Annotated in this window: 16 protein-coding genes; 11 read left to right on the forward strand and 5 right to left on the reverse strand. The window is 68.9% G+C overall.

The features are described from left to right. Positions 1–39 precede the first annotated feature (39 nt). On the forward strand, positions 40–1041 hold the full coding sequence (nadA, locus tag AC4GYY_RS01660; RefSeq protein ID WP_491118197.1) for a quinolinate synthase NadA: 1002 nt from the start codon (positions 40–42) through the stop codon (positions 1039–1041). On the opposite strand, the gene ppk2 is transcribed toward nadA, so the two are convergent. Then, complete coding sequence (ppk2, locus tag AC4GYY_RS01665; RefSeq protein ID WP_491118199.1) at positions 1038–1778, reverse strand: polyphosphate kinase 2; 741 nt, start codon at positions 1776–1778, stop codon at positions 1038–1040. The two genes, nadA and ppk2, sit on opposite strands and share 4 nt — an antisense overlap. Positions 1779–1835: 57 nt before the next feature. Between ppk2 and AC4GYY_RS01670 the strand changes: the two genes are divergently transcribed. Beyond that, on the forward strand, positions 1836–3917 hold the full coding sequence (locus AC4GYY_RS01670; protein WP_491118201.1) for a prolyl oligopeptidase family serine peptidase: 2082 nt from the start codon (positions 1836–1838) through the stop codon (positions 3915–3917). 448 nt (positions 3918–4365) lie between these two features. On the opposite strand, the gene AC4GYY_RS01675 is transcribed toward AC4GYY_RS01670, so the two are convergent. Next, the gene (locus AC4GYY_RS01675) at positions 4366–5451 is read right to left on the reverse strand and encodes an alpha/beta fold hydrolase (protein ID WP_491118203.1); all 1086 of its coding nucleotides are present in this window, start codon (positions 5449–5451) and stop codon (positions 4366–4368) included. A gap of 119 nt (positions 5452–5570) precedes the next feature. Beyond that, a complete protein-coding gene (locus tag AC4GYY_RS01680) occupies positions 5571–6755 on the reverse strand; it encodes an acetyl-CoA C-acyltransferase (RefSeq protein WP_491118205.1) in 1185 nt (394 codons plus the stop codon). A gap of 123 nt (positions 6756–6878) precedes the next feature. Between AC4GYY_RS01680 and AC4GYY_RS01685 the strand changes: the two genes are divergently transcribed. The 4 genes from AC4GYY_RS01685 to AC4GYY_RS01700 are packed head-to-tail and all read left to right on the forward strand — an operon-like array spanning position 6879 to position 9715. Next, complete coding sequence (locus AC4GYY_RS01685; RefSeq protein WP_491118207.1) at positions 6879–7139, forward strand: hypothetical protein; 261 nt, start codon at positions 6879–6881, stop codon at positions 7137–7139. Further along, positions 7123–7884 (forward strand): prepilin peptidase, encoded by a 762-nt coding sequence (locus AC4GYY_RS01690; RefSeq protein WP_491118209.1) that lies wholly within the window; start codon positions 7123–7125, stop codon positions 7882–7884. Before AC4GYY_RS01685 ends, AC4GYY_RS01690 begins: the two co-directional genes overlap by 17 nt. Beyond that, the gene (locus tag AC4GYY_RS01695) at positions 7881–8294 is read left to right on the forward strand and encodes a hypothetical protein (RefSeq protein ID WP_491118211.1); all 414 of its coding nucleotides are present in this window, start codon (positions 7881–7883) and stop codon (positions 8292–8294) included. Before AC4GYY_RS01690 ends, AC4GYY_RS01695 begins: the two co-directional genes overlap by 4 nt. Positions 8295–8308: 14 nt before the next feature. Then, positions 8309–9715, forward strand: a complete 1407-nt coding sequence (locus AC4GYY_RS01700) for a coniferyl aldehyde dehydrogenase (protein ID WP_491118213.1) — start codon at positions 8309–8311, stop codon at positions 9713–9715. A 132-nt stretch (positions 9716–9847) separates the two neighbouring features. Here AC4GYY_RS01700 and AC4GYY_RS01705 read toward each other — a convergent pair whose 3' ends face one another. Both AC4GYY_RS01705 and purF read right to left on the reverse strand, forming a co-directional pair. After that, positions 9848–10558: an SDR family NAD(P)-dependent oxidoreductase gene (locus AC4GYY_RS01705; protein WP_491118215.1), complete on the reverse strand. Its 711-nt coding sequence runs from the start codon at positions 10556–10558 to the stop codon at positions 9848–9850. Then, the gene (purF, locus tag AC4GYY_RS01710; RefSeq protein WP_491118217.1) at positions 10558–12015 is read right to left on the reverse strand and encodes an amidophosphoribosyltransferase; all 1458 of its coding nucleotides are present in this window, start codon (positions 12013–12015) and stop codon (positions 10558–10560) included. The genes AC4GYY_RS01705 and purF overlap by 1 nt, the downstream gene beginning before the upstream one ends. A 184-nt stretch (positions 12016–12199) precedes the next feature. Here purF and hisI point away from each other — a divergent pair, with 184 nt between their 5' ends. The 5 genes from hisI (at position 12200) to AC4GYY_RS01735 (ending at position 18518) form a co-directional block, all read left to right on the forward strand. Beyond that, a complete protein-coding gene (gene hisI / locus AC4GYY_RS01715) occupies positions 12200–12562 on the forward strand; it encodes a phosphoribosyl-AMP cyclohydrolase (protein WP_491118219.1) in 363 nt (120 codons plus the stop codon). 44 nt (positions 12563–12606) lie between these two features. After that, positions 12607–13083: a hypothetical protein gene (locus AC4GYY_RS01720; protein ID WP_491118221.1), complete on the forward strand. Its 477-nt coding sequence runs from the start codon at positions 12607–12609 to the stop codon at positions 13081–13083. Positions 13084–13145: 62 nt separating this feature from the next. After that, on the forward strand, positions 13146–13559 hold the full coding sequence (locus AC4GYY_RS01725) for a MerR family transcriptional regulator (RefSeq protein WP_491118223.1): 414 nt from the start codon (positions 13146–13148) through the stop codon (positions 13557–13559). Between the two features lie 117 nt (positions 13560–13676). Beyond that, positions 13677–15476, forward strand: a complete 1800-nt coding sequence (locus tag AC4GYY_RS01730) for an acyl-CoA dehydrogenase C-terminal domain-containing protein (protein ID WP_491118225.1) — start codon at positions 13677–13679, stop codon at positions 15474–15476. Between the two features lie 177 nt (positions 15477–15653). After that, positions 15654–18518: a TonB-dependent receptor domain-containing protein gene (locus tag AC4GYY_RS01735; protein ID WP_491118227.1), complete on the forward strand. Its 2865-nt coding sequence runs from the start codon at positions 15654–15656 to the stop codon at positions 18516–18518. Positions 18519–18532: the final 14 nt, after the last annotated feature.

The raw sequence follows: 18532 nt of genomic DNA on the forward strand, positions 1-18532 counted from the left end.
GCCGCCGCGCGCTCCTATGTGAGCGCAAAGGAGCCGCCCATGTCCGCGATAGTAGGAAACCTCACCGGCGTCGACCTGCGGGCCGAGATCGACCGGCTGCGCCGCGAGCGCAACGCCGTGATCCTCGCGCATTATTATCAGAAGCCCGAATTGCAGGACCTGGCGGACTTCGTCGGCGACAGCCTGGACCTCAGCCGCAAGGCGCAGGCGACCGACGCCGACGTGATCGCCTTCTGCGGCGTCCGCTTCATGGCGGAGACCGCGAAGATCCTGTCCCCCGACAAAATCGTCGTGCTGCCCGACATGGACGCCGGGTGCAGCCTGGAGGACAGCTGCCCGCCCGACCAGTTCGCCGCCTTCCGCGCGCAACATCCCGAGGCGATCGCGCTCACCTACATCAACTGCTCGACCGAGGTGAAGGCGCTGTCCGACGTGATCGTCACCAGTTCCTCCGCCGAGACGATCCTGGCGCAGATCCCCAAGGACCGGCCGATCATCTTCGGCCCCGATCGCAACCTGGGCGGCTATCTGGCGAGGAAGACCGGGCGCGACCTGATCATCTGGCCCGGCGTCTGCATCGTCCACGAGGCGTTCAGCGAGACCGAGCTGATGAAGCTCAAGGCCGAGCATCCCGGCGCGCCCGTCGTGGCGCATCCCGAATGCCCGGCCGTGATCCTCGACCATGCCGATTACATCGGCTCGACCCGCGGCATCCTCGAGTACGCGATGGCGATGCCCGGCGACACGCTGATCGTCGCGACCGAGCCGCACATCATCCACCAGATGGAGAAGGCGCTGCCGACCAAGCGCTTCATCGGCGCGCCGGGCGCGGACGGGAACTGCAACTGCAACATTTGCCCGTACATGGCGCTCAACACGATGGAGAAGCTCTACGTCGCGCTCCGCGACCTCGAGCCGCGGATCGAGATCGAGGAGGGGCTGCGGCTCCAGGCCAAGAAGAGCCTCGACGCGATGCTGGCGATGGCGAGCGCGACGGTCGGGCAGGGCGACCTGGGACCGGCGCGGATGACGGGCGACTAACGCTCCAGTCGGCCGTCCTTCAGCGCGTCTTCTTCGAAGCGGAAGAGGATGTCCTTGTCCGGCTTGTCGATGTCGGCGCCGGGTGAGAGCGTCCGGAGGACGTGTTCGATCACCGCTTCGTGCGCGCGCTTCTTCTTGTCGGCGCGGACGCAGATCCAGGGGGCGGCGTCGGTGCTCGTGGCGGTGAGCATCGCATCGCGGGCGTCGGTATAGGCGTCCCACTTCGCCTGCGCGACGGCGTCGAGCGGAGAGCGCTTTAGCGCCTTCAGTGGATCGCTCGCGCGTTCGGCGAGGCGTTCGGCCTGTTCGGCGCGGCTGATGTCGAGCCAGAGCTTTATGAGCTTGATCCCGTTCTCGACCAGCATCGCCTCGAAGCGGGGCACGTCGCGGAGGAACTGCGCCTGCTCGGCCCCGGTCGAGAAGCCGTTGACCACCTCCACCCCGGCGCGGTTGTACCAGCTGCGATTGAAGATCACGAGCTCCCCCGCCGCCGGCAGGTGGGCGACGTAGCGCTGGAAGTACCACTGCGTCTTCTCGCGGTCGTTCGGCTTCGGCAGCGCGACGACGCGGGTCGCGCGGACCGAGAGATGTTCGGTCAGCGCCTTGATCGTCCCGTCCTTGCCGGCGCTGTCGCGGCCTTCGAGCACGATCACCGCGCGCTCGCCCGTGTCCGCCATTGCGAGTTGCATCTCGACCAGCTTGAGCTGGAGCGCGTCGCCACCGTCGTTCTTCGCCATCGTGGTACAATGCGCGGACGGCTTGAGCGGGTCCAGTCCCGCGGCTAGGCCGCGGACATGACCTTGATCCGCCGTCTCGCTCCGCTCGCCCTCATCGCCGCCGCGCCTGCGACCGACCCGTATCTCTGGCTCGAGGACATCGAGGGGCCGAAGGCGATCGCGCAGGTGAAGGCGTGGAACGCGGAGACTGAGGCGACCCTGACGGCGGACCCCGCCTATGAGTCCGACCGGGCGCGGGCGCGGGCGATCCTCGACGACGAACGGCAGATCGCCGAGCCGGCGCAGGTGATCGGTACCCAAGTGCTCAACCTGTGGCGCGACGCGAAGAACCCGCGCGGGCTATGGCGGGTCTCGCCGCTCGCCGCTTATGTCGCCGGCAAGCCCGAGTGGCGCACGCTGATCGACGTCGATGCGCTGGGCAAGGCGGAGGGCAAGAGCTGGGTCTGGCACGGCGCGGACTGCCTGGAGCCGGACTATGCGCGCTGCCTGGTCGCGCTGTCGGCGGGCGGCACCGATGCGCAGGTGGTGCGCGAATTCGACCTCGGCACCGGCAAGTTCGTCGAGGGCGGCTTCGTGATCCCCGAGGCCAAGAGCGAATCGGCATGGGTCGACCGCGATACGCTGCTGGTCGCGACCGACTGGGGGCAGGGGAGCCTGACGACCTCGGGCTATCCGCGGATCGCCAAGCTGTGGAAGCGCGGGGCGCCGCTTTCGTCGGCGCAGACCGTCGCCGAGGCGGACCCGAAAACGGTCGGGACGAACGTTCTGGCCGGAGTCGACGCGACCAAGCGCTGGCCGATGCTTGCGGTTTCGAAGACCTATTGGGACAGCGAATATTCGTTGGTGCTGCCGGGCGGGCGCGTCGTGCGGGTGCCGATCCCTGCGGGTTCGGATTACCAGGACGTGATCGAGGGCCGGCTGATCGCCAAGCTCAACAAGCCGAACGGCGCGCTGCCGGCAGGGGCGCTGGTTGCGTACCCGCTCGCCGACATCGCCGCGGGGCGGGCCGTCAAGCCCGAGCTGGTGATGGCGCCCAGCGAGACGCAGTCGGTCGAGGAGGTCTCCGCCGCCGACCACGTCCTGTGGGTCAAGGTGCTCGACGACGTCTCGGGCAAGCTGCTCGCACTGACGCGGGGATCAGACGGCAAGTGGACGGCGAAGGCCATGCCGCTCGCCGACACGTCGACGGTCCACATCGCGGCGGTCGCGGGCAAGCAGGACATGGCGCTGGCGACCGTCGAGGGGATGCTGACCCCGCCGACCCTCTATGCGGTGCCGGCGCGCGGCTCACCCACGGCGGTCCAGTCGCTGCCGGCCAAGTTCGACGCCTCGAAGTACGAGGTCGCGCAGCATTTCGCGACATCGAAGGACGGGACGAAAGTGCCCTACTTCCTCGTCACGAAGAAAGGCGCGGTGGGGCCGCGGCCTGCGCTGATCCACGCCTATGGGGGCTTCCGGAACGCGCAGACGCCGACCTATCTGACCGACCAGCCGTATCGCGCCGGGCCGCTGGCCTTGTTCTGGGTCGAGCAGGGCAACGCCTTCGTCCTCGCCAACATCCGCGGCGGCGGCGAATACGGGCCGCGCTGGCACGAGGCGGGGCTGCGCGAGAAAAGGCAGAACGTGTTCGACGACCTCCACGCCGTCGCCGAGGATCTGGTGAAGACCGGGGTCAGCGCGCCGAAGCGGATCGCGATCTCGGGACGGTCGAACGGCGGGCTGCTGGTCGGGGTGGCGATGGAACAGCGCCCCGACCTCTACGGCGCGGTGATCGCGGGGTCGCCGCTGGAGGACATGAAGCGCTATTCGCATTTGTCGGCGGGCGCGTCGTGGATGGACGAGTACGGCGATCCGGACGTGGCTTCGGACTGGGCGTTCATCAGCAAATACTCGCCCTACCAGAACGTAAAGGCGGGGGTCCGCTACCCGCCGGTGCTGTTCTACGGCTCGACGAAGGACGACCGGGTGCATCCGGGGCATGCGCGGAAGCTGGCCGCGCTGCTGAAGGCGGAGGGCAACCGGGTGTATTTCCACGAGTACCTCGAGGGCGGACACTCGGTCGGGGCGGATCACGCCGAGGATGCGAAGCGCGCGGCGCTGTTGCAGGCGTTCCTGATGCGGGAGATCGGAGGGAGGTAGGTGCGCTACTGCTGCCGAACCGAGACAGGTTGAGGCGGTTGAGGCGTGAACGCGCGTTTCAGGGCGCACGCGGCGGGTTCGCTACACCTGCGCGACAGGTTCGCGACACTGACGCGCCTTGCACGCGGCACTGATGCGACACGCGCGCGACAGGTTAGCCACGCCGACGCGACCCTTACGCGACAGCAAAGCGCCGGGAAGGCGACGCTGCCCTGGCCTTCAGGCGTGAAGAGGATGACCCTCTTACCGTGAATCGACAGCCGGTCGCTTCCTCGCCGAGGGCCGCACTGCTCCTCTCTCGTCATCCCGGCTCCGTGCCGGGGTCCACTGGGCTTCTGCGGATGACCTCAAGGTTGAGTGTGTCGCCTGCTCCCGGTGGACGCCGGCACAAGGCCGGGGTGACGGAGCGGAAGGTCCGACTCCGGAGCGGCAGCGGACCTGGGCCGCCTCACTCCCGCGCCAACGGTCGCACCTGATCGACCAGCGCCACCAGCGTCCTCCCCGGTTCTTCGACGAAGGGGAGATGCGCGGAGGTCTCGAACCAGACGATTCGCTTTGACGGTGCCTTAACAGCGGTCAGCCAGCGTTCGGCGATCTCGCTGGGCGTGGTGGTGTCGTGGCGGCCGAGGAAGAAGACGACGGGCACGTCGAGACGCTTGAGCGGGAAGAAGTCGATGTCGGCGAGCTTGGGCCACATCGTCTTGACCGTGAAATCGCTTCCCGCATGTCGCGCGTCCTGGTCCTCGGGGCGGGGATAGAGCGGCGAGAAGCGGGCAGGCCGGAAGTAGAAGTCGCTGTTCTCGCGCCGCCAGGCGAGGCCGCCGTAGCGGACGTTGATATCGCGTTCGACGCCGGTCTTGGCGACGTCGAGCGGGCCGGAGTCGGGATAAGGGGCGATCCCCTCGAGCGCCTTGATCGCCGCCGCATCGCCGCGGCGTTTCGCCTCCGCGAGCGTCCAGGCGTAGCCGACGCGCTCGTTCTCGCGGAAATTGATGAGTTGGCCGATGCTGACATAGGCGTGGAGCAGATCGGGGCGTTTGGCGGCGACCATCAGGCCGACGACGCTGCCCCAGCTGTGGCCGAGTAGGACGATCTTGCGCTTGCCGTACTTCCGCCGGAGCAGCTCGATCAGTTCGATCGCGTCGTCGCGGTAGCGTTCCGGAGTGAGCGTGGGCGTGACGGCATCGGCGCTGGTCAGCTTGTAGGAGAGCCCGGCGGCCCGCTGATCCCACTGAACGACGGTGAAGAAATCCTCCCACGGGCGCTGGAAGGACCAGGCGACCGGCATCTCGGGTGCCCCCGGCCCACCGTGGACGAACAATAGGATCGGGTTCGCGCGGTCCGCACCGCGCACGTTCACCACCTGCGGAATACCGCCGAGCGTCGCGGTGAAGGTGTCGTCGACCGCGGCCGGACCGACCAGCGCCTGGAGGTCCGCGATCATGGCGCGACCGGAGGCGTAGGGGTCGGCAGGAGGCGGGTCGGCCGCCGCCAGCAGAAGCAGGCTGACGCTCAGTGCGGCGACTCGGACCATCATCCTCTCCGTTCGAGTCGAGCGTCGTCGAGACACCTGACCGCGAAGCGCGCGGAGGGTCCTTCGACGACGCTCGGGACGAACGGAAGCTTACCTACCTCCCTGCGACCTTCAAAGCATCAGATCAGCTCGACCGCGATCGCAGTGGCTTCGCCGCCGCCGATGCAGAGCGAGGCGACGCCGTTCTTGAGGCCGCGGTTCTGGAGCGCGGCGACCAGAGTGGTGATGATCCGCGCGCCGCTCGCGCCGATCGGGTGGCCGAGCGCGGTGGCGCCGCCGTTGACGTTGACCTTGGCGTGGGGGACGCCAAGGTCCTTCATCCACGCCATCGGCACGCAGGCGAAGGCCTCGTTGACCTCGAACAGGTCGACGTCGTCGACGCTCCAGCCGGTCTTGGCGAGGAGCTTCCTGACCGCGCCGACCGGAGCGGTGGTGAACTTGGCCGGCTCCTGCGCGTGCGCGGCGTGGGCGACGATGCGGGCGACGGGGGTGAGGCCCGCGGCCTTGGCGACCGACTCGCGGGTCAGCACCAGCGCCGCCGCGCCGTCGGAGATCGACGACGAGGTGGCGGCGGTGATCGTGCCGTCCTTGGCAAAGGCGGCCTTCAAGGTGCGGATCTTGTCCGGATCGCCGCGGCCGGGCTGCTCGTCGGTGTCGACGACGGTGTCGCCCTTGCGGCCCTTGACGGTGACGCCGACGATCTCGCGCGCGAATGCGCCGGAGCCGATCGCGGCGTTGGCGCGGGCGAGCGACTCGACCGAATAATCGTCCTGCGCCTCGCGGGTGAACTGATAGTCGCGGCTCGTCTCTTCGGCGAAAGTCCCCATCGAGCGGCCCGCCTCATAGGCGTCCTCGAGCCCGTCGAGCATCATGTGGTCGTAGGCGGTGTCGTGGCCGATCCGCGCGCCGGCGCGGTGCTTCTTCATCAGGTACGGCGCGTTCGACATGCTCTCCATGCCGCCGGCGACGATGACGTCGGCCGAGCCCGCCGCGAGCATGTCGGTGGCAAAGATCGCCGCCTGCATCCCGCTGCCGCAGACCTTGTTGACGGTGGTCGCCTCCACCGAGGTGGGCAGGCCCGCGCCGATCGCGGCCTGGCGCGCGGGGGCCTGGCCGAGCCCGGCGGGAAGGACGCAGCCCATGAAGAGCTTGTCGACATTTGCCGGCGGGATGCCCGCGCGCTCGACGGCGGCGCGGACGGCGGTCGCCCCCAGCTCGGTCGCGGTGACGCCCGAGAGCGCACCCTGGAACGACCCCATCGGGGTGCGGGCGTAGGACAGGATGACGACGGGGTCGGTGGACATGACGCTCTCCACGAAGGTTCTATGTTGCACTGCGATATACGCGCGGCCCCGGACCAATACAAATGGCGGTGGATACTCCCGCACATCCGCCCGTTCCCTCCGCTCACCCGCAGACGAGGTTGCATGGAAACGCTGATCGACGTGCTCAAATGGTCCGCCTCGGGCAGCGGGATGATCGCGGCCTTCATGGTCTCGCTCGATCTCGGGCGACGGATCACCGGCTGGGGGTTCGTCCTGTTCGTCGGCTCGTCGATCTGCTGGGTGAGCGGTGCGGCGCTGACCGGCGACTGGGCGCTGGGCACACAGAATGTGGTCCTGTTCGGGATCAACCTATTGGGCGTGTACCGCTATCTGATACGCAAGGGGCGTGTTCCCGCGTCCTGACCTGATCTGGCCGGCCGGGCTGGCGATCCTCGGCGCGGTCGTCGGCAGCTTCCTGGCGACCATCGCGATCCGCTGGCCGGCGGGGCGATCGGCGATGCATGGGCGATCGGCGTGCGACGGCTGCGGGCGGCCGTTGACGGCTCGGGACCTCGTGCCGCTGGTGAGCGCAGCGCTGATGCGCGGGCGGTGCCGGACCTGCAGCGCGGCGATCGACCCGCGGCACTGGCGGATCGAGGCGGTGGCGGCGCTGATCGGGCTCGCCGCCGGGCTGGTCGCGCCGGAGCCGCTGGCGATCGCGGGTGCGGTCTTCGGGTGGCTGCTGCTGGTGCTCGCGGCGATCGACGCGGCGGAGATGTGGCTGCCCGACGAGCTGACGGCGACGCTGGCGGTGGGAGGCGTCGTCACCGGGCTGCTCGCCGCTCCGCCCGAGATCGGCGAGCGGCTGATCGGAGGCGCGGCGGGGTTCGCCTCGCTGTGGCTGATCGGGACCGGCTACCGCGTGCTGCGGGGGCGCGAGGGGCTGGGCGGGGGCGATCCCAAGCTGCTAGGGGCGATCGGGCTGTGGCTCGGCTGGCGGATGCTGCCGGCAGTGCTGTTGATCGCGGCGCTTGTCGGGCTGGGCGTCGCGGCGGTGGCGGCGCTGCGGGGGCGCCAGATGGCGGCGGACACCGCGTTGCCGCTGGGCACCTTCCTCGCGATCGCGGCTTACCCGGCGTGGCTGGTCATGATAGCGTCCGCCGGATGATCGCGCTCCTTCTTGCCGCGGCCACTCCGGCGATCGACGGCACGCCGCTGGGCGTCCTGGCGCCGCAGTCGTTGCCGGCGAAGGGATGCGCGGCATATCTGTTCAGCGCCGACGGGACGAAGCGCCTCGTCGCGATGGCGAGCGCGGAGGCGGGGACGCTGCGGCTGGTGCTGGACGGCGCGACGATCGATGCGGCGCGCAGTGGACAGACCGGGGCGGGCGGATATGGCTTCGCGGCCACGACCGAATATCGCGGGGCGGAGCTGACGGCGACGCTGGAGCTGACATCCGCGGCGCGGTCGGACTTGACGAACGGAGCGGTCGTTCCGGCGGCGACGCTGCGGATCGATCGTGACGGCACGGACGGCATCGTGACGCCGCTGGTGGGGATCATCGGCTGCGCGACATAATAGGGGAGAGGGATATGGAGGACATTCTGGCGAGCCAGCGCGCGGCGTTCATGGCGACGCTGCCCGAGCCGATGGCGGTCCGAAAGGACCGGCTCAAGCGCGCCGCGGCGATGATCCGCGACCATGCGGAGAAATTCTGCGACGCGCTTTCCGAGGATTTCGGCCACCGCAGCCGCGAGCAGACGATGATGACCGATATCGCCGGCTCGATCGCGCCGATCAACCACGCGCTCAAGCACATGGACCGCTGGGCCAAGCGCGAGACGCGACCGGTGCAGTTCCCGCTCGGCCTGCTGGGCGCCAAGGCCTGGGTCGAATATCAGCCCAAGGGCGTCGTCGGCGTGATCGCGCCGTGGAACTTCCCGGTCAATCTGGTGATGAGCCCGATCGCCGGCATCTTCGCGGCGGGCAACCGGGCGATGGTGAAGGCCAGCGAATATACTCCGGCGACGGCGGCGCTGTTCGAGGAGATCGTCGGTCAGTATTTCGGCGGCGACGAACTCGCGTTCGTCTTGGGCGGGCCGGAGGTGGGCAAGGCGTTCGCCTCGCTGCCGTTCGACCATCTGATCTTCACCGGCGCGACCGGGATCGCCAAGCACATCCTCCATGCCGCCGCCGACAACCTCGTGCCGGTGACGCTGGAGCTGGGCGGCAAGTCGCCGGTGATCGTCGGCAAGGGGGCCGACCCCAAGCAGGTCGGCGAGCGGGTGGCGCTGGGCAAGATGCTCAACGCAGGGCAGATCTGCCTCGCGCCCGATTACGTGCTCGTCCCGAGCGCCGACGAGCCGGCGGTGGTCGAGGGGCTGAAGGCGGCGGCGTCTGCGATGTATCCGACGTTGCTGGCGAACCCGGACTATACGAGCGTGGTCAACGATCGGCACTTCCAGCGGCTGACCGACTGGGTCGAGGATGCGCGGGCGAAAGGCGCGAGGGTCGAGGTCGTCAATCCCGGGAACGAGGATTTCGGCAGCACCAATAGCCGCAAGATGCCGCTCACCATCGTCCGCGACGTGACCGACGACATGACGCTGATGCAGGAAGAGATCTTCGGGCCGGTCCTGCCGGTGCGTCGCTACGACGGGATCGAGACGGCGATCGGCGAGGTCAACCGGCGCGATCGGCCGCTGGGGCTCTATTATTTCGGCCCGGACGCGGGCGAGCGGCGGCGGGTGCTCGACCGGACGATCTCGGGCGGGGTCAGCATCGACGACGTGATCTTCCATGTCTCGATGGAGGACCTGCCGTTCGGCGGCGTCGGGCCATCGGGGATGGGGTCGTACCACGGGCTCGACGGGTTCCGGACGTTCAGCCACGCCAAGGCGGTGTACAAACAGGCCAAGATGGACGTGGCCAAGCTCGCCGGGCTGAAGCCGCCGTACGGGGCGGCGACGCGGAAGTCGGTGGCGCGTCAGATGGGGTAGTGGATATCCTCCCCGGGTGCGGGGGGGGGGCGAGCGCAGCGAGACGGAGGGGGCTCTCCTCCTCCGTGTCGCTGGCGGAGAGCCCCTCCGTCAGCCTTCGGCTGCCACCTCCCCGTGAACGGGGAGGATCGGTCAGCCCACAACCCGCTCGAAGTGCCCGTCCTCGAAGCCTGTCGACGCGAGTTCGGCGATGCGCTTCGCCACGACCTCGGGGTCCTTCACCGTCTGCGGGTCCTCGCCCGGATAGGCGCGCGCGCGCATCCGGGTGCGGGTCGCGCCGGGATCGAGGATCGCGGTGCGGATCGGGGTGACGCCCGCGACTTCGTCGCCATAGGCGCGGAGCAGGACCTCGAACGCGGCCTTGGACGCGCCGTACACGCCCCAGAAGGCGCGGGGCGTGCGGGCCACCGAGCTCGTCAAGCCGATGACCTTGCCGGCCGGGGCGGCGCGCAGCATCGGATCGAAGGCGGCGATCAGCGCCGCCTGCGCGGAGACGTTGAGAGTGAGGGTCGCCGCCAGTTCCTTGGCGTCGATCGCGGGCACCGCCGCCAGCGAGCCGAGCGTCGCCGCATTCAGCACCAGCAGGTCGAGCGCCTGCCAGCGCTCGGCGATCGCGGCGGCGAGGCGGGCGATCGCATCGGTCTCGGTCAGATCGACCGGAGCGATGGTGGCGGAGCCGCCCGCCTGGTGGATCGCCTCCTCGACCTCCTCGAGCCCGCCGGCGGTGCGGGCGACGAGGATGACGTGCGCGCCCGCCGACCCGAGCACGGTCGCGGTCGCCGCGCCGATCCCGCGCGAAGCACCGGTAACGAGGGCGAGCTGGCCCTCCAACGCACCCGGCATCAGCCCACCCGCTCTTCGAGCAGCGCGAACTGGTCGACGCTTTCAGTGTCGTCCTGATCGGTCAGCGTGGTCGGATAGTCGCCGGTGAAGCAGGCGTCGCAGTGGCCGGGGCGCACGCGGCTGCGGCCTTCCTCCCCCAGCGCCTTATAGAGACCGTCGATCGAGACGAACGCCAGGCTATCAGCGTGGATGAAGTCGGTCATCCCGCCGAGATCGAGCTTGGCGGCGAGCAGCTTCGTGCGCTCGGGCGTGTCGACGCCGTAATAGCAGGAATGCCGCGTCGGCGGCGAGGCGATGCGCAGGTGGATCTCCGCCGCGCCAGCGTCGCGCATCATCTGGACGATCTTGAGGCTGGTGGTGCCCCGAACGATCGAGTCGTCGATCAGCACGATCCGCTTGCCCTCGATGAGCGCGCGGTTGGCGTTGTGCTTGAGCTTGACGCCGAGGTGCCGGACCTCCTGCGACGGCTGGATGAAGGTGCGGCCGACATAATGCGAGCGGATGATGCCGAGCTCGAACGGGATGCCCGATTGCTGGGCGTAGCCGATCGCGGCGGGGACGCCCGAATCGGGAACGGGAATGACGATGTCGGCATCGACCGGGGCCTCGATCGCGAGCTGGGCGCCGATCGCCTTGCGCACCGAATAGATCGACTGATCCTCGACGATCGAGTCGGGGCGCGAGAAATAGACCCATTCGAAGATGCACGGGCGCGGCGCCATCGGCGCGAACGGGCGGATCGAACGGACGTCCTTGCCCTGAACGATGACGAGCTCGCCGGGCTCGACCTGGCGGACGAACTCCGCCCCGACGACGTCGAGCGCGACCGTCTCGCTGGCGAAGATCACCGAATCGCCGAGCTTGCCCATCACGAGCGGACGGATGCCCAGCGGGTCGCGGCAGGCGATCATGCCCTCGGGCGTCATGACGATTAGCGCATAGGCCCCCTCCAGCTGCTTCAAGGCATCGATGAAGCGATCGAGCAGGGTGCGGTACGACGAGGTCGCGACGAGGTGGATGATCGTCTCGGTGTCCGAGGTCGACTGGAAGATCGAGCCGCGGCGGACGAGATCGTGGCGCAGGCGCTGCGCGTTCGAGATGTTGCCGTTGTGCGCCACCGCGAAGCCGCCCGAAGCCAGCTCGGCGTAGAGCGGCTGGACGTTCCTCAGCGAGGTCTCGCCGGTGGTCGAGTAGCGGACGTGGCCGCAGGCGACCGCGCCGGGGAGCGCGCGGATCACGTCGTCGCGGTCGAAATTGCCCGCGACATGCCCCATCGCCCGGTGGGTGTGGAAAGCGCGGCCGTCCCAGCTGGTGATCCCCGCCGCCTCCTGCCCGCGGTGCTGGAGCGCGTGGAGCCCGAGTGCGACCAGCGCCGCGGCGCCGGGGCTCTCGGACACTCCGAAGATGCCGCACTCCTCGCGCAGCTTGTCGTCGTCAAAGGGGTGCGTTGTCAGCATCGCGTCCTTGCCCACGGGGTGCGTGGGCGGGCATATAGGGACGGCGATCCCGTTTGTCGCGGGTTTGTCATGGAACGCCGTTCCGCTGGTCGCTTTGGCGGCGGACGGTGCCATGCTCCCTTCGTCGCGCGCGCGACGGCGATCGGCCGTTTCGGCGGCCGATCGAAACCGCTACGTCCGCCGCATGACGGATCCCTGCGAGACCGGCCTGACCCTCGATCCCCGCTACGACTCCGCCGGGCTGGTCACCGCCGTCGTCACCGATGCGACCTCGGGCGAGGTGCTGATGGTGGCGCATATGAACGCCGAGGCGCTGGCGGCGACGCGGGCGAGCGGAGAGGCGACCTTCTGGTCGCGCTCGCGCGGGCGGCTGTGGCGGAAGGGGGAGACCTCCGGGAACGTGCTGCGGGTGCGTGAGCTCCGGATCGACTGCGATCAGGATGCCTTGTGGGTGATCGCGGAAGCGGCGGGGCCGGCGTGCCATACGGGAGCGCGGAGCTGCTTTTATCGGCGGATCGGGGAGGATCGGCTGGAGCCGGTCGCGTGAGCGTGTCCTGTCCGGGCCCCTCGACGTCGTCCTGGACGAGGGGATTGGTCTGGCTGGGTCTGCTGCTCGCCGGGTGCGGGCGGGTGGCGGAGGACGCCGTCGTCGAGAATGCGGGGACGGCGCTGGAGCGGGCGGCGATCGCGCGCGGCGTCGTCGCCGATCCGGCGAAGGTCGATCCGGTGGGACTGTACGGCAGCGAGAGCGACCGCCTCTGCGTCGTGCCGGGCGGCGACGGCTACGGCGTCGGCGCGTCGGTCGAATTCGGCGAGGGACAGGGGTGTTTCGCGACCGGCACCGCCACCGGCAAGCAGACGCTCGACGTTCGGTTCGGCGAAGGGTGCCGGCTGAGCGCACGGATCGACGGCGACCGCGTGAGCTTCCCGGCGACGCTGCCGGCGGGGTGCGACCGGTTCTGCACGGGCCGCGCCTCGCTGGCCGCGCTGGCGGCGGACCGGATCAGCGGGTCGTCGACCGAGGCGGCGAGCGCGGTGACCGCGGCGGGCGTGCGGATGTGCCCTTGACGCGATCCGTCCTCGGCGGAGTTGTCTTGACGTTCACGTAAACGGTAAGTACTGGCGTCGTCATGCCGTCCGCCGCCTCGATCTCCGCGCATGCGCCGATCGCGCCACGGGTGGATCGCGAGTCGTTCACGATCGGCGATCTGTCCGACGAGTTCGGGGTCACCGCGCGGGCGCTGCGCTTCTACGAGGACGAAGGACTGATCGCGCCCGAGCGGCGGGGGACGAGCCGCATCTATTCGCACCGCGACCGCGCGCGGCTGGCGTGGATCCTGCGCGGGAAGCGGGTGGGATTTTCGTTGGGGGAGATCCGCGAGATGATCGACCTCTACGATCTGGGCGACGGGCGGCACACGCAGCGTGCCGTCACCGCCGACCGCTGTCGCGCGCGGATCGCTGCGCTCGAGGCGCAGAAACACGACATCGACGCCGCGATCGCCGAGCTGGGCGAGTTCGTGGCGCTCCTGGAGAAGGACTAACCCCAACGTCCGTTCGTCCCGAGCGTAGTCGAGGGGCCCGGGCGACGCACTCAATCATGGTCCTCGACTTCGCTCGGAACGAACGGAGGGGGGGGAACGAGCCAAGGAACCGAGTTCATGCCGCAGTACACGCCCCCCGTCCGCGACACGCGCTTCGTGCTGGAGCACGTCGTCGGGCTCGATCGCTACGCCAATGTCGCCGGCTTCGCCGCCGCCACGCCCGACACGGTCGACGCGGTGCTGGAGGAGGGCGGCAAGTTCGTCGCCGAGGTGCTGTTCCCGCTCAACATGGTCGGCGACCAGGAAGGCTGCACGCGCCATGAGGACGGCCGCGTCACCACCGCGACCGGCTTCAAGGACGCCTATCGCCAGTTCGTCGAGAGCGGCTGGGGCACCCTCAGTGCTCCGGAAGCGTTCGGCGGGCAGGGGATGCCCCACGTCGTCTCGACCGCATTCCAGGAGTACATGATCTCCGCCAACATGGCCTTCGCGATGTACCCCGGCCTCGCCCACGGCGCGATCGCGGCGCTGGTGGCGAAGGGGTCGCCCGAGCAGCAGGCGAAGTACCTTCCCAAGATGGTCTCGGGCGAATGGGGCGGGACGATGAACCTCACCGAGCCGCAGTGCGGGACCGACCTGGGGCTGATCCGCACGCGCGCCGAGCCGCAGGCGGACGGATCGTACAGCATCACCGGCACCAAGATCTTCATCTCGGCGGGTGAGCACGACCTGACCGACAACATCATCCACCTGGTGCTGGCGAAGACGCCGGGCGCGCCCGACAGTTCGAAGGGGATCAGCCTGTTCGTGGTGCCCAAGGTGCTGGTGAACGAGGACGGGTCGCTCGGCGCGCGCAACGCGGTCAGCTGCGGGTCGATCGAGCACAAGATGGGCATCCACGGCAACGCCACCTGCGTGATGAACTACGACGGGGCGACCGGATGGCTGGTCGGCGAGGAGATGAAGGGCCTCGCTGCGATGTTCATCATGATGAACGCGGCGCGGCTCGGCGTCGGGCTGCAAGGTTTGGGCGTCGCCGAGACGGCGTTCCAGAACGCGGTCCAGTACGCCAAGGACCGGCGGCAGGGGCGCGCGCTGACCGGACCGGCCGAGCCGGGCGAGAAGGCGGACACTTTGTTCGTCCATCCCGACGTGCGGCGGATGCTGATGGAGGCGAAGGCGTGGACCGAGGGACTGCGCGCGCTGTGCCTGTGGGGCGCGCTCCAGGTCGATCTGGAGCATAACGCTGAGACCGAGGAGGAGCGGCAGACCGCCGCGGACCTGATCGGGCTGCTGACTCCGGTGATCAAGGGCGTCGGCACCGACAAGGGCTACGAGATCGCGACGAACGCCCAGCAGGTCTATGGGGGTCACGGCTACATCCAGGAATGGGGGATGGAGCAGTACGTCCGCGATGCCCGGATCGCGATGATCTACGAAGGCACCAACGGCGTCCAGGCGATGGACCTCGTCGGGCGCAAGCTGGCGATGAACGGCGGCCGCGCCGTGCAGCTGTTCTTCAAGGTCGTCGCGGAGGAGATCGCGGCGGCGAAGGGCAACGAGGCGACGGCGGACTTCGCCGGTCGACTGGAGAAGGCGCTTGGCGACCTCCAGGCGGCGACGATGTGGTTCATGGCGAACCTGCGCGATCCCAACAATATCGGCGCTGGCGCGGTGCCGTACATGCACCTGCTGGGGCTGGTCGCGACCGGGCTGATGTGGCTGCGGATGGCCTCGGCGGCGGCGCGGCTCAAGGCTGCCGGTGAAGGCGATGCGGCGTTCCTCGACGCCAAACTCGTAACCGCACGCTTCTATGCAACGCGGGTGCTGCCCGAGAGCGGGGCGCTCCGCCGCAAGATCGAGGGCGGGGCGGAGGCGATCATGGCACTGCCACCGGAAATGTTCGCCGCCGCCTGACCGCGGTATTGCGGCAACAGTCCTACCCTTTCGCCGGGAGAGGATTGTTGCAGCCCTGCATCACCGATCGAAGATAGTCACGCTTCTGCAACAAGTCCGCTTGCCGAGCGCGCGTGGAACGGGTGTCATCGTCGTCGCACAAGAATGCCGAAGCGCATTCGCGACAGGGGACATCCAATGACGACACTCAGGTTCGCGCTCCAGACCGGGACCGCCGCCGCGGCGCTTGCCGCCGCCTTTGCCGCCGCGCCTGCCGTCGCGCAGGACTCGGGCGTGGTCGCCGCGCAGGTCCAGCAGGCCGAGGAAGGGACACAGGAGGACGTGGTCGTCACCGGATCGCGCATCCGCCGCGACCCGCTCGACCAGCCCTCGCCGGTCGTCACGGTCGACGAGGAGGCGATCGCGCGCACCGGGCTCAGCTCGGTCGCCGACGTGCTCCAGCGCGTGCCGGCGTCCGCGGGCGGGCTGAACTCGAAGTTCAACAATTCGGGCAACTTGGGCAATCCGCCCGACGGCGGCGGCGTCGGCGCGGGCTCGGCGGCGATCGACTTGCGCTATCTCGGCGCGAAGCGGACGCTGGTGCTGGTCGACGGCATCCGCTTCGTCAACGGCGCGAGCGCGAGCGGCATCCCGGGCACGGTCGACCTCAACTCGATCCCCGACGTGATGATCGACCGCGTCGAGGTGCTCCAGTCGGCGGCGTCGACGCTCTACGGTTCGGACGCGATCGGCGGCGTCGTCAACATCATCACCAAGGCAAACCAGAACGGCTTCAAGGCGAGCGCGCAGTACGGCCAGTATTTCGACACGAACGACGGCGAGACGCAGAACTACAACGTCAGCTGGGGCGGCGGACGCGACGGCGCGCACATCGTCGCGGGCGCGTTCTACACCAAGCAGCAGTCGGTGTCGGCGGCGGACCGTTCGATCTCGCAATATCCGAATCCCGGCCAGACGAGCTGCACCGATCCGCTGGGCGGCTGTTCGAGCTTCACGCCGCTCGGCCGCTTCCTCGTGTTCGACCAGAACCTGACGCTCAAGGGGCCGGTGATCGGGCGCAATCCGGTCTACGATCCGACGCTCGCGACCGGCGACTTCAAGGCGTTCACCTCCGCCGACCGCTTCAACTTCGCGCCGTACAACTACTTCCAGACGCCGCTCGAGCGCTGGGGCGGCTTCGTCAACGCGCGCGCCGAGTTCTCCGACCTGATCAACGCGCGGGTCAAGGCGACCTGGGTCCACCGCAAGTCGCAGAACCAGGCGGCGTTCCTGCCGCTCGGGATCGGGCCGGACGTGGGCAACGGCAACCTGCTCGACACGCTCTCGGTCGACGCGACCAACCCGTACAATCCGTTCGGCGTGACGCTGGTGCCCGGCGAGAACTACACCGCGATCTTTCGCCGCCTGGTCGAGGCGGGGCAGCGGACCTACACGCAGAAGGTCGACACCTTCAGCGTGACGGGCACGCTCGACGGCAAGTTCGAGCTGGCGGGCCACACCTGGTATTGGGATGCGAACGCCTCGTTCGGGCTCAACGACGCGCATCAGCTGTTCACCGGCAACATCAACTCGGCGAAGCTGCAGCAGGCGCTGGGGCCGATCGACCAATGCACCGGCGACTGCGTGCCGTTCAACTTCTTCGGCGGGATCGGCTCGATCACGCCCGAGATGCTGAACTTCATCGGCTTCGACGAGCGCGACAAGAGCTCGCAGCGGCTTGAGGATTACACCTTCAATCTGTCGGGCGAGCTGTTCGACCTGCCCGCCGGCGCAGTCGGCGTCGCGCTGGGTTACGAACACCGCTACCAGTTCGGCAGCTTCACGCCCGATCCGGTGATCCAGGCCGGTCTGGGGGCGGACATTCCCGCCCAGGCGGCGCGCGGCAGCTTCAACACCGACGAGGTCTATGCCGAGCTGCGGGTGCCTCTGCTGAAGGACGTGCCGTTCTTCAGCTCGCTCGAGGCGAACGGATCGGTCCGGCACATCGACTATTCGACCTTCGGCGGCAGCACCGTGTTCAGCGGCGGCGCGCTGTGGAAACCGGTGGCGGACGTGCTGCTGCGCGGCAGCTATGCGGAGAGCTTCCGCGCGCCGGGCATCGGCGAGCTCTACGGCGCGCAGTCGCGCTTCGATCTGCCGCTCGCCGATCCGTGCAGCAACATCGCCGGCTCGCCCTATCAGTCGTCGTCGACGGTACGCGCCAACTGCACCGCCAACGGCGTTCCCGCCGACGGCAGCTATGCCGAGCCGCAGGGCCAGTTGCCGGTGCTGACCGGCGGCAATGCGGCGCTGAAGCCGGAGACCGCGCGCACCCTGCTGTTCGGCGGCGTCTATTCGCCGTCCTGGGCGCAGGGCGGCACGTTCAAGGCGGTCAGCCTCGAGGTCAATTACTACGACATCAAGGTCGACGGCGCGATCTCGGCGATCCCCGGCGCGACGCTGCTCGACCGCTGCGCGCTGACCGCCGATGCGCTGTCGTGCGCGGCGATCCAGCGCTCGCCCTCGGGCTTCGTCACGGCGATCAACGGCGTGCTGCTCAACATCGGCGGGATCAAGACGCGGGGGATCGACGCGAACTTGACGGTCCGCACGGGCGACACCGGTGCGGGCGCGTTCGGGTTGTCGCTCAACGGCAACTATCTGCTGAAATATGCCGAGATCACGCCGGCGACGAACGGGAACACCACCACCGACTACACCGGTACCGAGCGCGGCAGCCCCAACCAGGCCTATCCGCACTTCAAGGGGCAGGCGATCCTCGACTGGACACTGGGGCCGGTGAGCGCGGCGCTGACCGGGCGCTACATCGACGCGGTGGACGAGATCGCGTTCGACAACCGGATGAAGGCGCGCTTCTACGGCGACGTCCAGGTGTCGCTGCGGCCGTGGGAGGAGCGCTCGCTGGCGCTGACGTTCGGCGTCAACAACGTGCTCGACACCAACCCGCCGGGCTGCTTCTCGTGCGACCTCAACAACTTCGATCCCACGACCTACGACGTGCCGGGGCAGTTCTGGTACGCGCGGGTGAGCTACGGGTTCTAACGGCGCGGGAGAGC

The sequence above is a fragment of the Sphingomonas sp. SP6 genome, assembly GCF_058313435.1.

Bases quoted from the DNA above. Each gene is read 5' to 3' on its own strand.
- nadA (WP_491118197.1), top strand. From the start codon at position 40: ATGTCCGCGATAGTAGGAAACCTCACCGGCGTCGACCTGCGGGCCGAG.
- ppk2 (WP_491118199.1), bottom strand. From the start codon at position 1,778: ATGGCGAAGAACGACGGTGGCGACGCGCTCCAGCTCAAGCTGGTCGAG.
- AC4GYY_RS01670 (WP_491118201.1), top strand. From the start codon at position 1,836: ATGACCTTGATCCGCCGTCTCGCTCCGCTCGCCCTCATCGCCGCCGCG.
- AC4GYY_RS01675 (WP_491118203.1), bottom strand. From the start codon at position 5,451: ATGGTCCGAGTCGCCGCACTGAGCGTCAGCCTGCTTCTGCTGGCGGCG.
- AC4GYY_RS01680 (WP_491118205.1), bottom strand. From the start codon at position 6,755: ATGTCCACCGACCCCGTCGTCATCCTGTCCTACGCCCGCACCCCGATG.
- AC4GYY_RS01685 (WP_491118207.1), top strand. From the start codon at position 6,879: ATGGAAACGCTGATCGACGTGCTCAAATGGTCCGCCTCGGGCAGCGGG.
- AC4GYY_RS01695 (WP_491118211.1), top strand. From the start codon at position 7,881: ATGATCGCGCTCCTTCTTGCCGCGGCCACTCCGGCGATCGACGGCACG.
- AC4GYY_RS01700 (WP_491118213.1), top strand. From the start codon at position 8,309: ATGGAGGACATTCTGGCGAGCCAGCGCGCGGCGTTCATGGCGACGCTG.
- AC4GYY_RS01705 (WP_491118215.1), bottom strand. From the start codon at position 10,558: ATGCCGGGTGCGTTGGAGGGCCAGCTCGCCCTCGTTACCGGTGCTTCG.
- purF (WP_491118217.1), bottom strand. From the start codon at position 12,015: ATGCTGACAACGCACCCCTTTGACGACGACAAGCTGCGCGAGGAGTGC.
- hisI (WP_491118219.1), top strand. From the start codon at position 12,200: ATGACGGATCCCTGCGAGACCGGCCTGACCCTCGATCCCCGCTACGAC.
- AC4GYY_RS01725 (WP_491118223.1), top strand. From the start codon at position 13,146: ATGCCGTCCGCCGCCTCGATCTCCGCGCATGCGCCGATCGCGCCACGG.
- AC4GYY_RS01730 (WP_491118225.1), top strand. From the start codon at position 13,677: ATGCCGCAGTACACGCCCCCCGTCCGCGACACGCGCTTCGTGCTGGAG.
- AC4GYY_RS01735 (WP_491118227.1), top strand. From the start codon at position 15,654: ATGACGACACTCAGGTTCGCGCTCCAGACCGGGACCGCCGCCGCGGCG.